15 protein-coding genes are annotated in these 15,760 nt (G+C 57.1%); 12 read left to right on the plus strand and 3 right to left on the minus strand.

The window, feature by feature from the left end; genetic code table 11:
• Positions 1–3 precede the first annotated feature (3 nt).
• From PspS35_RS08525 to PspS35_RS08555, 7 genes are all read left to right on the plus strand, one after another.
• A complete protein-coding gene (locus PspS35_RS08525; RefSeq protein ID WP_159933556.1) occupies positions 4–753 on the plus strand; it encodes a glycosyltransferase family 2 protein in 750 nt (249 codons plus the stop codon).
• A complete protein-coding gene (locus PspS35_RS08530; RefSeq protein WP_159933558.1) occupies positions 750–1,721 on the plus strand; it encodes an NAD-dependent epimerase/dehydratase family protein in 972 nt (323 codons plus the stop codon). The genes PspS35_RS08525 and PspS35_RS08530 overlap by 4 nt, the downstream gene beginning before the upstream one ends.
• A gap of 18 nt (positions 1,722–1,739) precedes the next feature.
• Positions 1,740–2,762: a glycosyltransferase family 4 protein gene (locus PspS35_RS08535; protein WP_159933560.1), complete on the plus strand. Its 1,023-nt coding sequence runs from the start codon at positions 1,740–1,742 to the stop codon at positions 2,760–2,762.
• An 80-nt stretch (positions 2,763–2,842) separates the two neighbouring features.
• Positions 2,843–4,837: a nucleoside-diphosphate sugar epimerase/dehydratase gene (locus PspS35_RS08540; RefSeq protein ID WP_159933562.1), complete on the plus strand. Its 1,995-nt coding sequence runs from the start codon at positions 2,843–2,845 to the stop codon at positions 4,835–4,837.
• 159 nt (positions 4,838–4,996) lie between these two features.
• Positions 4,997–6,097, plus strand: a complete 1,101-nt coding sequence (locus tag PspS35_RS08545) for a glycosyltransferase family 1 protein (protein WP_159933564.1) — start codon at positions 4,997–4,999, stop codon at positions 6,095–6,097.
• A gap of 4 nt (positions 6,098–6,101) precedes the next feature.
• Positions 6,102–7,061 (plus strand): GDP-mannose 4,6-dehydratase, encoded by a 960-nt coding sequence (locus tag PspS35_RS08550; protein ID WP_159933566.1) that lies wholly within the window; start codon positions 6,102–6,104, stop codon positions 7,059–7,061.
• Positions 7,062–7,223: 162 nt separating this feature from the next.
• Positions 7,224–7,556: a ComEA family DNA-binding protein gene (locus tag PspS35_RS08555; RefSeq protein WP_159933568.1), complete on the plus strand. Its 333-nt coding sequence runs from the start codon at positions 7,224–7,226 to the stop codon at positions 7,554–7,556.
• Between the two features lie 16 nt (positions 7,557–7,572).
• Here PspS35_RS08555 and PspS35_RS08560 read toward each other — a convergent pair whose 3' ends face one another.
• Positions 7,573–8,151, minus strand: coding sequence for a TetR/AcrR family transcriptional regulator (locus tag PspS35_RS08560; protein WP_159933570.1), 579 nt, complete (start codon positions 8,149–8,151; stop codon positions 7,573–7,575).
• Positions 8,152–8,378: 227 nt separating this feature from the next.
• Between PspS35_RS08560 and PspS35_RS08565 the strand changes: the two genes are divergently transcribed.
• A complete protein-coding gene (locus PspS35_RS08565) occupies positions 8,379–9,227 on the plus strand; it encodes a DUF1989 domain-containing protein (protein ID WP_159933572.1) in 849 nt (282 codons plus the stop codon).
• 55 nt (positions 9,228–9,282) lie between these two features.
• Here the strand turns inward: PspS35_RS08565 and PspS35_RS08570 are convergent, their stop codons facing one another.
• Positions 9,283–9,450: a DUF2897 family protein gene (locus PspS35_RS08570; RefSeq protein ID WP_003172675.1), complete on the minus strand. Its 168-nt coding sequence runs from the start codon at positions 9,448–9,450 to the stop codon at positions 9,283–9,285.
• Between the two features lie 111 nt (positions 9,451–9,561).
• Complete coding sequence (gene eat / locus PspS35_RS08575; RefSeq protein WP_159933574.1) at positions 9,562–10,926, minus strand: ethanolamine permease; 1,365 nt, start codon at positions 10,924–10,926, stop codon at positions 9,562–9,564.
• Between the two features lie 332 nt (positions 10,927–11,258).
• Between eat and kdpF the strand changes: the two genes are divergently transcribed.
• The 4 genes from kdpF to kdpC are packed head-to-tail and all read left to right on the plus strand — an operon-like array spanning position 11,259 to position 15,710.
• Positions 11,259–11,348 carry a K(+)-transporting ATPase subunit F gene (gene kdpF, locus PspS35_RS08580; protein ID WP_003218754.1) on the plus strand — a complete coding sequence of 30 codons (90 nt, stop codon included), beginning with the start codon at positions 11,259–11,261 and terminating at the stop codon, positions 11,346–11,348.
• A 9-nt stretch (positions 11,349–11,357) separates the two neighbouring features.
• Positions 11,358–13,052 (plus strand): potassium-transporting ATPase subunit KdpA, encoded by a 1,695-nt coding sequence (gene kdpA, locus PspS35_RS08585; protein ID WP_159933576.1) that lies wholly within the window; start codon positions 11,358–11,360, stop codon positions 13,050–13,052.
• A gap of 8 nt (positions 13,053–13,060) precedes the next feature.
• On the plus strand, positions 13,061–15,124 hold the full coding sequence (gene kdpB / locus PspS35_RS08590; RefSeq protein WP_159933578.1) for a potassium-transporting ATPase subunit KdpB: 2,064 nt from the start codon (positions 13,061–13,063) through the stop codon (positions 15,122–15,124).
• A 40-nt stretch (positions 15,125–15,164) separates the two neighbouring features.
• Positions 15,165–15,710: a potassium-transporting ATPase subunit KdpC gene (kdpC, locus tag PspS35_RS08595; RefSeq protein ID WP_159933580.1), complete on the plus strand. Its 546-nt coding sequence runs from the start codon at positions 15,165–15,167 to the stop codon at positions 15,708–15,710.
• Positions 15,711–15,760: the final 50 nt, after the last annotated feature.

Below are 15,760 nucleotides of genomic sequence, written 5' to 3' on the forward strand. Positions count from 1 at the left end.
GTTTTGAAGATTTCCATAATCACCGTTTGCTATAACAGTGCCTCGACCATCCGGGATACATTAGAGTCTGTCTGCTCACAGCGTTATGACAATATCGAGTACATCGTTATTGATGGCGCATCAAAGGACGCCACGCTTGATATTATTTCAGAATACAAAGGCTCTATATCGACCCTGTTGAGCGAACCCGATAAGGGGATTTATGATGCCATGAACAAAGGCATAAAATTAGCGACAGGCGATTATGTGGGGATCCTTAATTCAGATGACGTCTTCTCGGGGCCTTCAACTATTGAGGACCTGGTCACTTTTCTGAAAGCGAACCCAGCGTGCGATGCGGCTTATGCGAATCTGGTATTCGTCAAGCGCGATAATACCGACGTGGTCACCCGCACGTATTCATCGGCGAGCTTCTCACCCTGGAAAATTCGCTTTGGTTTCATGATTCCGCATCCGACTTTTTATGCGCGTAGAGGCCTTTTCGAACAGCACGGAGACTATAAAACGGGCTATCGTGTCTCCGCAGATTTTGAGTTGATGACTCGTTTCATCACGCGCGGTATCAAGTTGGCCCGGCATGACAGCACGATGGTGAAAATGCGCCAGGGCGGGATCAGCACTACCGGATTCTGGTGGAGAATCCATCAGAACATGGAAATTGTCAGGGCGTGCCGCGAGAATGGAATATATACCAATATTTTCATGATCGGCTTGAAGATTCCTTTCAAAATTGCCAGTTATTTCTTCAAATGAATCCGGTCAGCAAGGTTCTACTTACCGGTGCGACAGGGTTCGTAGGCGCAGAAATTCTGGCGCAACTGTTACAGCGTTCCGATCATTCGGTTGTTATAGCGTCTCGAACAGAAAGTGCGACGCTTGCTCCTCAGTGCCGCGTTCACACGCTCGGAAATTTTGGTGCTGAGACGGCATGGTATGAGGCACTGAACGATGTTGATTGTGTCGTCCACGTAGCCGGGCGCGCGCATGTCCTGGAAAAGGAAGTCGATGCGCTGGAACTCTTCAGGGAGGCCAACACTCGCGCTACGCTCAATCTTGCCAGGCAGTCAGCGGCTTCGGGTGTAAAGCGTTTTGTGTTCATCAGTTCGATCGCTGTAAACGGTGCGTTTACGACGGGCATGCCGTTCACCGAAGACTCTGATCCCTCCCCGAGCACGGATTATGCAATTTCAAAATTCGAGGCCGAAGCAGGGCTGATGGAGATTGCGAACACGACGGACATGGAGGTTGTGATCATCCGACCTCCGCTGGTTTACGCGGCCAATGCCCCCGGCAATTTTCGTCGACTACTGAAACTCGTCAGCACAGGGATCCCCTTGCCATTGGGGCGCGTTAACAATCGCCGCAGCATGATAGCCTTGGAAAACCTGGTTGATCTGATCCTTGTTTGCATCAATCACCCGGCAGCGGGTAACCAAGTCTTCCTTGCCTCTGATGGTGAAGATGTTTCCACCGGGCAATTGATCACCTATTTAGCGAAAGGGATGGGGCGAGGCGGTCTACTGATTCCGCTCCCCGTCGCTTTATTGCGAATACTCGCAACGCTTGGCGGTAAACAGGGTATTTATACTCAACTTTGCGGTTCTTTACAGATTGACTCATGCAAAGCAGTCAACTTACTAGGGTGGACGCGCCCACTTACGGCTGAAGTTGCCTTGAAGTCGGCGGGTAGAAAATACAGTGAACGGGTTGCTGCTTCGTAAAGCTTTGGAGCTTGATTGATGGTTTGGATGTTTTTGATTATCGGGGGTGGTTTTTCCCTGCTGCTGACTGCCGCATTGCGCCGTTATGCGCTCTCTAGAAGCTTGATAGATATTCCCAACGCCCGCAGTTCTCATTCCGTCCCCACGCCAAGAGGGGGAGGCGTGGCCATTGTGTTGAGTTTTTTGCTTTTGTTGCCTGTTCTTCCAGCCTTATCGCTCGTGTCGTGGGCATTCACGTGGGCGATGATCGGCGCGGGCGCGGGAATTGCGGTATTAGGCTTCCTTGATGATCATGGGCACGTCCCCGCGCGCTGGCGATTATTGGGGCATTTCTGCGCTTCGGTTTGGGCGCTTTTCTGGTTGGGTGGCTTGCCGCCTGTGGTCATGTTGGGTGTGACGTTCGACCTGGGTTATTTCGGGTATTTTCTTGCCGCTGTTTATCTGGTCTGGCTGCTCAATCTCTACAACTTCATGGATGGAATCGATGGGTTGGCGAGTGTCGAGGCGATCAGCGTATGCCTGGGTGCGGCGCTGATATATGCATTGGCAGGTTTCAGTTCGCTGGCATGGGCCCCCATGTTGCTCGGTTTTGCGGTGGCTGGCTTTTTGTATTGGAACTTCCCGCCCGCAAAAATATTCATGGGGGATGCGGGTAGTGGCTTTTTGGGTATTTCTCTCGGAGTGCTCTCGCTGCACGCAGCCTGGATGGCACCCTCCCTGCTATGGGTCTGGCTCATTTTATTGGGCGTCTTTGTGGTTGATGCGACGTTCACTTTAATCCGCAGGCTTGTTCGGGGAGAAAAGGTGTACGAGGCCCATCGAAGCCATGCTTACCAATATGCCTCGAGAAAGGCGGGGCGGCACTTGCCGGTGACTGTGGCGGTAGGGGTTCTGAATGTCTGTTGGCTGCTCCCGGTAGCGCTGTGTGTTGCCTTTTTAGGCCTGGATGGTTTTTTAGGTGTAATAATTGCCTATGTTCCATTGATCCTGCTCGCGTGGAAGTTTAATGCTGGTGCGATGGAAGACTCTGCCCGTCCGTAGTGTATTTTTAGCACTTGAGGCAAAGCATTTGAATATTGGTGGTTGCTCGTTTGTACAGTGGCACGCCTTCGGAGGTTAATATGGAGATGTTGCGAACCTATTTGTTGAGTTTGCCTCGTCGGTACAAAAGATCCATTCAAGTGGCGGCGGATGTCCTGCTGGTATGGTTGGCGCTGTGGATGGCATTTGTTGTGCGCCTGGGCATCGACGAGATGATCAACCCGGTCCTGATGCATTTCTGGCTGTTTTTAGCGGCTCCGGTTATTGCCATTCCACTGTTTATTCACTTCGGCATGTACCGCGCGGTCATGCGCTATTTTGGCAACGATGCGCTGATCGCAATCATAAAGGCCGTCAGCCTTGCATCGTTGGTACTGGCGGTTGTCATGTATTGGTACAGCAACCCCCGAGCCGTCGTTCCACGGTCGATTATTTTCAATTACTGGTGGCTTAGCCTGGTGATGATCGGCGGTTTACGATTGGCCATGCGTCAGTATTTTCTTGGCGATTGGTTTACTGCTGCACAGCATGTGCCGTTCACCAGCCGCGACAATGGCTTGCCCAAGGTTGCCATCTACGGGGCGGGTTCTGCCGGAAACCAGCTGGTCGCGGCCCTGCGCATGGGCCGGGTCATGCGCCCGGTGGCGTTTATTGATGACGATATCAGTATTTCTGATCGGGTCATTTCCGGTTTACAGGTCTATAAACCCAAACACATCCAGCGCATGATCGACGACACAGGCGCCGAAGAAATTCTCCTGGCGATTCCCTCTTCCAATCGCGGTCGCCGGCGTGAAATTCTCGGTTTTCTGGAAGGATTTCCGCTGCATGTAAGAAGTGTTCCTGGGTTTATGGATCTGGCCAGTGGCCGAGTCAAAGTAGATGATATTCAGGAAGTCGACATTGCCGATTTGCTTGGTCGCGACACCGTTCCCGCTCAGGATGAATTGCTTGAGCATTGCATCAAGGGGCAAAGCGTTCTGGTCACGGGAGCCGGTGGCTCGATCGGCTCTGAGTTGTGCCGACAAATCTTGTCCCTTCGCCCAACTACGCTACTGTTGTTCGAGCACAGTGAGTTCAATCTCTACAGCATTCTTTCGGAGCTGGAACAGCGTATTGTTCGTGAGTCATTATCGGTAAAGCTTCTACCGATCTTGGGGTCGGTGCGAGACCAGCGTAAATTACTCGATGTTATGAAAACTTGGCGAGTGGACACGATCTACCACGCGGCCGCTTATAAGCACGTCCCGATGGTGGAGCATAATATCGCGGAGGGTATCCTCAATAATGTAATGGGCACGTTGAATACGGCCCAGGCGGCGCTGCAGTCGGGTGCATCCAACTTTGTGCTGATCTCAACCGACAAAGCAGTTCGCCCCACCAACGTGATGGGGAGTACTAAGCGCTTGGCGGAGTTAACGCTTCAAGCCCTCAGTCGAGAGTTGGCGCCTGTTTTGTTTCGCGACAACGCCAACGTTTCACGTGTCAATAAAACCCGTTTCACCATGGTTCGATTTGGGAATGTCTTAGGTTCATCTGGGTCCGTTATCCCGCTGTTCCACAAACAGATCAAATCCGGCGGCCCGTTGACCGTCACCCATCCGAAAATCACACGCTATTTCATGACGATTCCAGAAGCTGCTCAGTTGGTCATCCAGGCCGGCTCCATGGGGCAGGGGGGGGACGTGTTTGTACTCGACATGGGCGAACCGGTAAAAATCGTCGAGCTTGCCGAGAAGATGATCCACCTTTCAGGCCTGAGCGTTCGTTCCGACAGAAATCCCCAAGGTGATATTGCCATCGAGTTCACCGGGCTTCGCCCTGGCGAAAAGCTTTACGAAGAGTTGCTTATTGGTGACAACGTAGTGGCCACTCAGCATCCGATGATTATGAGTGCCAATGAGGATCATCTGTCGTGGGATGTACTGAAGGACAAGCTGGCTGAGTTGCTGGCCGCCGTAGATCAAGACGACTACACTCGCGTGCGCCAACTCCTGCGCGATACTGTCAGTGGTTATTCTCCGGACGGGGAGATCGTTGATTGGATCTACCAGCAGCGCCGCAGGGAACCCTGATGTAGTGCTCTATGGCGTGGGGGGGGCGGTGGTTGCTCCACGCCACTTGAAGGCCCTCAGCTTCTGAAAGATTAGTGTGGAAATTTATGCGTGTCATTAATGCCAATAGGTTTTTGTTTGGTTGTGGGTTGAGCTTGAAGTGGGGTTTATAAACTAACTATGAAGGTAGCTTTCGATCACCAGATATTCTGCTTGCAAAGTTACGGTGGTATATCGCGCTATTTCTCTCGCATAGCCGAGCAGATGGCGGCTGAGGGTAATGAGGTGGGGATTTTCTCACCGCTTCATCGTAATTTTTATCTTAAGGATTTGCCTGACGGCCTAGTACATGGGCGAAGAGTCGAGAGCTACCCGCCCCGCACCACGCGGTTGGCGCTGATTTATAACCATCTTCTCGGACAGCGGGAGATGCGTAATTGGCAGCCTCAAGTTGCACATGAAACCTACTTCTCACGTTTTAGCGCCGTTCCAAAAGGATGCCCGGTCGTCCTGACGGTCTACGATATGATTCATGAGTTGTTTCCCGAGAATTTTTCGCCTCGGGATAAAACCGCAGAACTGAAGCGCCGTGCGGTCGACCGGGCAGACCACGTCATTTGTATTTCGCAGAGTACTCGACAAGACCTCATTCGGTTGTTTGGCGTACCCGAGAGCAAATTGTCAGTGGTTCACCTGGGGTTTGAGCAGTTCAAACCGGTTGCTGAAAAAACTGCGTTTGAGTCGCCCAAACCCTATCTGCTGTATGTGGGCAGCCGGCATGGGTACAAAAACTTTTCAGGGTTGCTTCGTGCGGTGGCGAGTTCAGCACGGTTGAAGTCCGATTTTGATATCGTCGCGTTTGGCGGCGGGGGCTTCTCCGAAGGCGAGTTGGCGCAGATTCAACAGCTCGGTTTGTCTTTTGACCAAGTCCGCCAGGTCGGTGGTAATGACGACGTGCTGGGCCAGTTGTATGAGGGCGCCAAAGCCTTTGTCTATCCTTCTCTTTATGAGGGGTTTGGTCTGCCGCCGCTGGAAGCAATGGCGCACTCTTGCCCTGTCATCAGCAGTGGGACGAGTTCGATGCCCGAGGTCATCGGCAATGCAGGTGTGCTTTTTGATCCCGAAAGCAGTGATGAAATGGCGCAAGCGATTGAAAGAGTGGTTTACTCTGACAGCGAAATCACTAGGTTAGTGACGCTGGGTCATGAGCGTTTGAATCACTTCTCGTGGCAGCGTTGCACCGAGGAAACACTCTCGATTTACCGATCCTTACAAAGGTAAAGTTTTGGAATTTTCAGAAAAAACAGCTCTGATTTGCGGTGTGAGCGGCCAGGACGGTGCTTATCTCGCAAAGTTTCTGCTCGACAAGGGTTATGTCGTCTGGGGCACGTCGCGGGACGCTCAGGGTTCTTCATTCTCCAATCTGAAGCGACTGGGCATCTTGTCCGGGGTGAAACTGCTGTCGATGGTGCCTGAAGACTTTCGCAGTGTTTTCATGGCGCTTAAACGCAGCCAGCCTGACGAAGTGTATTTCCTGGCTGGCCAGTCGTCTGTCGGGTTGTCGTTCGAACAGCCGGCTGAGACTATCCAGAGCATTACGCTGGGGACGCTGAATATGCTTGAGGCCTGCCGGATGACTGATCGTCCGATTCGTTTTTATCAGGCCGGCTCCAGTGAGTGTTTTGGTGACACCAAGGGTGAGCCAGCGTCCGAACGCACAGTTTTTCATCCCCGCAGCCCTTACGCTGTCGCCAAGTCCTCTGCATTTTGGCTGGTTGACAATTACCGTGAGGCTTACAGCCTCTTCGCGTGCACCGGTATCTTGTTCAATCACGAGTCTGAGCTGCGTCCTTCTCGATTTGTTACACAAAAGATCGTTACTACGGCCAAGCGTATAGCTGCGGGTTCGAACGAGCGATTGACGCTTGGGCGACTCGACATCGCACGTGATTGGGGCGCGGCGTCAGAATACGTAGATGCCATGTGGCGGATGTTGCAGTGCGATGAACCAAGTGATTTTGTGATCGCTACTGGCCAGACCCATACGCTGGAAGCATTTGTCGCCGAAACATTCACGCAACTGGGGCTCGACTGGACGGCTTATGTCGATCAATCGAAGGATTTTTTCCGTCCCACCGACTTATTGGTCAGTCGGGCCGACCCTGCCAAGGCCGAGCGCGTGCTGGGGTGGAAAGCCCAATCGACGATGTCGGATGTCATCACCAACATGCTGAACGCGAGTTAAACAGTCGGTCAACGCATGCTGGTGCTCTGCTGATAGGCGCCTGGTGGCCAGAGTTCACACTCTGTAACTCTCGTGATTTTGACACCTTCAGAACATCACCTAAGTTTGAAAAGCAGCTTCGGAAAGCTGCTTTTCTCTTAACGATGTCATGGAGCGTCACCGATGCAAAACACCTACCTCACCTCCTTGCTCTTCGCCTTCCTCACCAGCTTTTCCATCGCCGCTAATGCAGCCCCGTCCATCAAGCCAGAAGCGCCGGCGCCTATCACCGCGCAGATGAGCAGTGTCGAGCAATCCGCCAAGGTCAACCTGAACGCCGCCGACGCCGAGACCCTGCGTCGTGACTTGTTCGGCATTGGTGCCGCGAAGGCCAGGGCAATCATCGCCTACCGTGAAAGCAATGGCCCATTCACGGCGGTTGATGAGTTGTTGGAAGTGAAGGGTATTGGCAAGGCGTTGCTGGAGAAAAATCGCGATAGGCTGGTCATTAACTAAACCAACTTGGGGCCGGTCACTGATCGGCCTTTTTGTCCTCTGGGTTCTGTGTCTTCAAACTCTCTCGGACCACGTCCATGATTCGCGCCGCCAATGTGGGATCCTTGACACTCCTGGCCAGCACCAATGCGCCCAACAGCGTGGACATCATCACCAAGCTCTCAGCATCACTGCGTCCTTCCCCCAAGGCTGTTTCAATCTGCTTGAGTCGTGCGGTAAGCACAGCATCGGTAGTCGCGCTGTGTTGGCCCCTGAGCCCCAGCTCGGCGGACATGGTGGGCAACGGGCATCCCTGGTCCGGGGACGTCAGGTGCCATTGCGACAGGTAGCTGTCGATAAACGAGTGCAATGGCTGTTCCTGGCTGAACAGCATTGCGCAATGAGCATCCAGTTCGGCCGCCGCAGCCCGGAGTGCGGTTTCCACCAGTTCGTCCTTGGACGTGAAATGCGCGTAGAAGCCACCGTGCGTCAGGTTTAACGCTTTCATCAACGGTTGCAGGCCGGTAGCGCCAATGCCGTCACGACGAAAGCGCGCAGAGGCTTCGTTGATGATGCGTTGGTGGGTCTGGGCTTTGTGGTCTTGTGAATAACGCATAAGGCGGCCTCGGTTACAGGCAGGCATTTTAACCAACCTGAACTTTTTTACACCCATGCATGTGGCGGCATAAACCTTGGCACGAAATATGGTTATCTCTAGGCAATTGATTGTTCAACCACCGTGGGGTACCCATGACGTTCAGGTTATCGCTCAGTGGCGCCTAGTGTTTTGCGCAATGCCTGTCGTTGGCCCTGTTCAACCCTTCTTGATCGAGGATCTGCACTATGTATAAAGATTATCCGGCGGCTTATCAGGTCAGCAAAGGTTCGGCGCTACAGGTCGACACAGCATTCTATGAGCGTATTCGTGACCGCGCGAACCAACGCACATTGATCGAGCAATTCGAGGTGCCGATCCGCACGGGCAGGGCCTGGAAGGTGCCGGCCGGGCATGTATTTCGTGTCACCACACCGGTTGGCCCACAGGTGGGCGACTTCAACGTGTGGAACGCCAATGACCCTCGCGAACGCCTCTGGGCGGCGCGCACTCGACAACTGCAGGGCGCCCATGTCAGCACCCACGACCGCTTATGGTCCAACCTGCCGTTCCTGCGTCCTTTGGTCACCATCACTGACGATAGCCTGGCCAATTACGGCATCGACGAGCACGGCGGGCGCCTGCATGATTTGCTGGGTACGCGCTGCGATCCTTACGTGAACCGCATGCTGACCGGTGAGGACTTCCATCACCATTGCCATTCGAACCTGACGCGCGCGGTATTGCCCCACGGCCTGACGGAATTCGACGTGCACGACGTGTTGAATATTTTCCAGTGCACCGGCCTTAACCACGACGACATGTATTTCATGAAGGCCTGCCCGGCGCAGAAGGGCGATTACCTGGAGTTCTTTGCCGAGATTGATGTGCTGTGCGCGCTGTCGACGTGCCCGGGTGGGGATTTGTCGCTGCCGATGTGGGGGCCGGACGCGCAGGATCCGCTGACGGTGTGTCGTCCGCTGGGGGTCGAGATTTATAAGTTGGAAGATGAATTACTGAGCGGCTGGAGCCAGCCGGAGCGTGCTGCCTACAAGGGGCAGCACGGGTTGCAGATCGCCAAGGCGGATTGGGAGTAGCGTCGAAGGGGCTGCTTCGCAGTCCAACGGGAGCAAGCTCCCTCGCCACAGGTGATCAGCGGTCCTGCGCATCCTTGGCATCCGCCTGGGCGTTGCGTTCGGCCACGCGTTTGCGTTGCTCGTCGGTGAGTTCCACCTTGTTGGCGCTGTCTCGCAGCATCATCAGCCCACCGACGATCGACCCGATCGCGACCACCATAATCAACCACGCATACCACGGCATAAGGCTCTCCTTGAGGCAGATTACCGAGGGAGAATTTTCCCACGGTAATAACTGCTTTGAGTTACGGGCTTTCTGAGTAGTTCAGTGTAAGCCCGTTCTGCCTCGCAAACCTTAGAGCCCGGTCAACATTGCATCCGCTGGCGCATCGGCACGATCCTGTGCGGTCATCTGGAAGTAGATGAAGCCCACGGCCATAAAGCCCAGGAAGATCAACCCGATCAGCGTGTTGAACCACGCCATGGCCACTAGGCACACCACGGCCAGTACCAGCGCAATTCCTGGCACGATCGGGTAACCCGGTGCGCGGAAGGTGCGTTCCAGCAGCGGTTCGGTCTTACGCAGTTTGAACAGGCTGAGCATGCTCATGATGTACATGACGATGGCGCCGAACACCGCCATGGTGATCATCGCTGCTGTCAGGGTCATGCCGCCCAGGTTGATCAGGCCGTCGCTGTAGATGGCGGCGATACCGACCACGCCGCCGGCGATGATGGCGCGATGAGGTGTCTGAAAGCGCGACAATTTGGCGAGGAAAGACGGCAGGTAACCGGCGCGGGCCAGGGCAAAGAACTGGCGCGAATAGCCGAGGATAATCCCGTGGAAGCTCGCCACCAGGCCGAACAGGCCGATCCACACCAACATGTGCAACCAGCCGGAGCTTTCGCCCACGACGGTTTTCATCGCTTGCGGCAGAGGATCATTGATGTTCGACAGGGTGCGCCAGTCGCCCACGCCGCCGGCAAAGAACATCACGCCCATGGCCAGGATCACCAGGGTCAGGATGCCGCTGATGTAGGCCTTTGGAATGGTACGCTTGGGATCTTTCGCTTCTTCAGCCGCCATCGCAGCGCCTTCGATGGCCAGGAAGAACCAGATCGCGAATGGGATGGCTGCAAACATCCCGGCAATCGCCGGGGCGCCAAAGGTGTCGGATCCGGCCCAGCCGTTCAGCGCGAAGTTGCTGAAGCTGAACGCTGGAGCGACCACACCCATAAACACCAGCAACTCTGCAACGGCGAGCACGCACACCACCAGTTCAAAGGTAGCGGCGAGCTTCACGCCGAGGATGTTCAGGCCCATGAATACGATATAGGCACCGACGGCCGCGTGCTTGGGGTCCAGCGCTGGAAACTGCACGTTCAGGTAAGCGCCGATGGCCAAGGCAATGGCCGGTGGTGCGAAGACAAATTCGATGAGTGTGGCCAGGCCGGCGATCAAACCGCCTTTTTCCCCAAATGCCCGACGGCTGTAGGCAAACGGCCCGCCAGCATGGGGAATCGCGGTGGTCAGCTCGGTGAAACTGAAAATAAAGCAGGTGTACATCGCGGCGACCATCAACGAGGTCACCAGAAAGCCCAATGTCCCGGCTACGCCCCAGCCATAACTCCAGCCGAAGTATTCCCCAGAGATCACCAGCCCCACGGCAATGCCCCATAAGTGCAGGGTGCCCAAGGTGGGTTTGAGTTGTGTGTTCATTGTGCTGCTCCCTGAACGGTTTGGAATGATTCAAGGTGTTGCAGCGGCCATGCCAGCCTGAGAATCATTGTCGTAAAGGCGCGCAAGTGTCGTCTGGGGGATGGTTTGGCGTTTGAAATTTCCCGGCGTCGCACCAGATAGGTGCGGCGGTGGCTGAACTGGCGCTATCGGGAGCAAGCCCAGGCGCCGAATACCCCCAGTGTAAACCCCGCATAAACCCACTCTTTACGCCGTCTTTACGCCCCGCCCGCACCCTCGCTCTCGTTCCTTTACGCCGCTCCTGCGGACAATGGCCCCACACGCGGCACTCGCCGCTGAACGGAGAGACTTCCATGAGTGTTCTGGACGGGGTGTCACTGCTATTGGCCGTGGCGCTGTTCATTTATCTGCTGGTTGCGCTGTTACGCGCGGATCGGAACTAGGAGCAGGCTATGCACAGTTATGACTATTGGCTGATCATTGCCTTCTTTGCCGTGGTGCTGGTGCCGGCACCCTTTCTGGGGCGGTTCTACTACAAGGTGATGGAAGGCCAGCGTACCTGGCTGAGCCCGGTGCTGGGGCCTGTCGAAAGAACCTGTTATCGCCTGGCGGGCGTGGACGCGCAGCAGGAACAGAGCTGGCAGAAATACATGCTGGCGTTGCTTGCGTTCAACCTTGCAGGCTTTTTGCTGTTGTTCACGATCCTGGTGTTCCAGGACTACCTCCCACTGAACCCGCAGAAATTGCCCGGCCAGGAATGGACGTTGGCCTTCAACACCGCGGTCAGTTTCATGACTAACACCAACTGGCAGTCCTACAGCGGTGAAGCCTCACTGAGCTACCTCAGCCAGATGGCGGGGCTGACCGTACAGAACTTCGTCAGTGCGGCCACCGGCTTGGCCGTCCTGGTCGCTTTATGCCGTGGGATCGGTCGCAAATCCGCCCAGACATTGGGTAACTTCTGGGTCGATATGACTCGCGCCACGCTCTACGGCCTGCTGCCGTTGTGCCTGGTGCTGGCGCTGTTTCTGGTATGGCAGGGCGTGCCGCAGACCTTCGCCCATTACGTCGATGCCGTGACGCTGCAAGGCGTTGATCAAGTGATCCCCCTGGGCCCGGCCGCCAGCCAGATTGCAATCAAGCAATTGGGCACCAACGGGGGTGGTTTCTTTGGCGTCAACTCGGCGCATCCGTTTGAAGACCCGACCGCCTGGGCCAACCTGTTTGAAGTGGCCTCGATCATCCTGATCCCGGTGGCGCTGGTGTTCACCTTCGGTCACTACGTCAAGGACCTGCGCCAAAGCCGCGCCATCCTTGGCTGCATGCTGGCGCTGTTCCTGATCGGCGGCGCGACGTCGCTGTGGTCGGAGTACCAGCCCAACCCAACCCTGAACAACCCTGCCGTGGAGCAGACCGCACCGCTGGAAGGCAAGGAAACGCGCTTCGGCACTACCGGCACGGTGCTGTGGTCGGTGACTACCACCGCGGCGTCCAACGGTTCGGTCAACGGCATGCAAGACAGCCTCAGCCCCCTCAGCGGGATGGTGGCGCTGGTCAACATGATGGTCGGCGAAGTGATCTTCGGCGGTGTCGGCGCCGGCATGTACGGCATGTTGCTCAACGTGTTGATCGCGGTGTTCCTCGCCGGCTTGATGATTGGACGAACCCCGGAATACCTCGGCAAGAAACTCCAGGCCAGGGAAGTGCAGTTGCTCGTCGTGACCTTGCTGGTGATGCCGGTGGGCGTGCTCGTGCTCGGTGCCATTGCCGCCAGCCTGCCAGGCCCGGCCGGCGCCATCAGCAATCCTGGCCCCCACGGCTTCAGCCAGTTGCTCTACGCCTACACCTCGGCCAGTGCCAACAACGGCTCGGCGTTTGGCGGCTTCAGCGCCAACACACCGTTTCACAACCTGATGCTCGGCCTGGGCATGTTGATCGGCCGCTTCGGCTACATCCTCCCGGTACTGGCCCTGGCTGGCAGCCTGGCGATGAAAAAGAGCGCCCCGATTGGCCAGAACAGCTTTCCTACCCACGGCCCGCTGTTCGTGACCCTGTTGACCGTCACCATCTTGCTGGTAGGCGGCCTGACTTTCCTGCCGACGCTGGCGCTGGGTCCTATCGCTGAACACTTGAGCATGGGCTTCTGAGAAGGGATATGAACATGAATATGCCTGCAAAAAACGCGGCCCCGGTCACACCCCAGGCGCCTGCCAAAACCGCTATCTCTGCCCTGTGGCGTCCGGCGCTGGTCCAGGCGTTCGTCAAGCTGGATCCGCGTCAGCTGAAACGCTCGCCGGTGATGCTGGTGGTCGAACTGACCGCGATTCTCACCACGGTGCTGTGCTTCGTACCCGACGCCACTGTGCCGACCTTCGTTGCCGTGCAGATCGCCGTGTGGCTGTGGTTTACCGTGTTGTTCGCCAACTTCGCCGAAGCCTTGGCCGAAGGACGCGGCAAGGCCCGTGCCGACAGCCTCAAGGCCGGCAGCGAAGGCCTGAGTGCACGGCGCAAGGAGGCCGATGGCAGCTTCAAGGTCGTGCCGGCCACCAGCCTGCGCAAGGGCGACGTGGTGCGCGTTGCCGCCGGGGAAATGATCCCCGGTGACGGCGAGGTAATCGAAGGTATCGCGGCGGTCAACGAGGCGGCGATCACTGGCGAGTCCGCACCGGTGATCCGCGAATCCGGCGGCGACCGCTCGGCCGTTACCGGCAACACCCGGCTGGTCTCGGACTGGCTGCTGGTCCGCATCACCGCCAACCCCGGCGAGTCCACCCTGGACCGCATGATTGCGCTGGTAGAAGGCGCGAAGCGCCAGAAAACCCCCAACGAAGTCGCGCTGGATATCCTGCTGATCGGCCTGACGTTGATCTTCCTGCTGGTGGTTGTGACCCTGCAGCCGTTCGCTCACTTCGCCAATGGCAGCTTGCCCCTGGTGTTCCTGGTCGCACTGCTGGTGACGCTGATTCCGACGACCATTGGTGGTTTGCTGTCGGCCATCGGCATTGCCGGCATGGACCGCCTGGTGCGCCTCAATGTGATCGCCAAATCCGGCCGCGCTGTGGAAGCGGCGGGGGACGTGCATGTGTTGCTGCTGGACAAGACCGGCACCATCACCTTTGGTAATCGCCGCTGTGCAGCAGTGGTCGCGGCGCCTGGCGTCAGCGGTCGCGAGGTGGCCGAAGGCGCGTTGTTCGCATCCCTGGCGGACGACACGGCCGAAGGCAAATCCATCGTTGAATACCTGCGCGCCTTGCACCCTCAGGTCGAGCCGTCCCAGGACGAATTGACCGCCGTGCCGTTCAGCGCCGAAACCCGCTTGTCCGGCGTCGACTACCAGGGCCGCGTGTACCGCAAAGGCGCGGTGGATTCGCTGCTGGCATTCATCGGCCTGCAGCGCGCGGACCTCGCACCTGCGCTGTCGCGGGAAATCGACAAGATCGCCCAAAGCGGCGGCACCCCGTTGCTGGTGTGCGTCGATGGCAAGTTGCTTGGTGCGATTCATCTGAAGGACGTGGTCAAGCCCGGCATTCGCGAACGTTTTGCTGAGCTGCGCAAACTGGGCATCCGCACCGTGATGGTCACCGGCGACAACCCGCTGACCGCTGCCGCGATTGCCGCCGAAGCCGGGGTGGATGACGTGCTGGCCGAAGCCACGCCAGAGAAAAAACTTGCGCGTATCCGTCATGAGCAAAACGACGGTCGCCTGGTGGCCATGTGCGGGGACGGTGCCAACGACGCCCCGGCACTGGCCCAGGCCGACGTGGGCATGGCGATGAACGACGGCACCCAGGCCGCCCGTGAGGCCGCCAACATGGTCGACCTCGACAGCGACCCCACCAAGCTGCTGGACGTGGTGCAAATCGGCAAGGAATTGCTGGTCACCCGTGGCGCGCTGACCACCTTTTCCATTGCCAACGACGTGGCCAAATACTTCGCGATTCTGCCGGCGCTGTTTGCCTCGATCTACCCGCAATTGGGCGTGCTCAACGTGATGCACTTGCAGAGCCCGCAGAGCGCGATCCTCTCGGCCATCGTGTTCAACGCGCTGATCATTGTGGTGTTGATCCCGTTGGCGCTGCGCGGTGTGCGGGTACAGGCAGCGAGTGCGGCGGCGTTGCTGCGACGCAACCTGTTGATCTATGGCGTGGGTGGGTTGCTGGTGCCATTTGTGGGCATCAAGGCCATCGACATGCTGCTGACCGCGCTGCACCTGGTTTGAACTGGCTACATGGGTTTGCCGATTTATTGAGGAGTTGACTATGACGAATATGATCCGCCCGGCCCTGAGCCTGCTGGTCCTCATGACCCTGATCACCGGCGTGGCCTACCCGCTGGTGGTCACCGGCGTGGCGCAAGTGGCCTTCCCCGATCAAGCCAATGGCAGCCTGGTGCGCGACGCCAGTGGCAAGGTGCGCGGCTCCAGCCTTATCGCCCAGGATTTTACTGGCGACAGTTGGTTCCACCCGCGCCCTTCAGCTGGCGCCTTTGCAACGGTGTCCAGCAGCGCCAGTAACCTGGGCCCAAGTAACCCAGCGCTCGCCACCCGCGTATTCGATGACGCCAATAAACAGCAGGTACCAGGTCAAGGGCCGGTGCCACTGGCCTCGCTGACTACCTCGGGCAGCGGTCTTGATCCACACTTGCCACCTCAGGCGATTGCCTATCAACTGGCGCGAGTGGCGGCGGCGCGGAACGTGCCGGTGTCGACGTTGCAACGGCTGTTGGATGAGCACATCGAAAGCCCGCTGGTGGGGCCACCGGTGGTGAATGTGCTGGCGCTGAACATGGCACTGGAAAAGTTGTAGGCAAGTCGGACGCCATCGGGGGCGAGCCCCCGATGGGCCCTCAAAGACTC

This window comes from Pseudomonas sp. S35, assembly GCF_009866765.1.
Lineage (GTDB): Bacteria > Pseudomonadota > Gammaproteobacteria > Pseudomonadales > Pseudomonadaceae > Aquipseudomonas.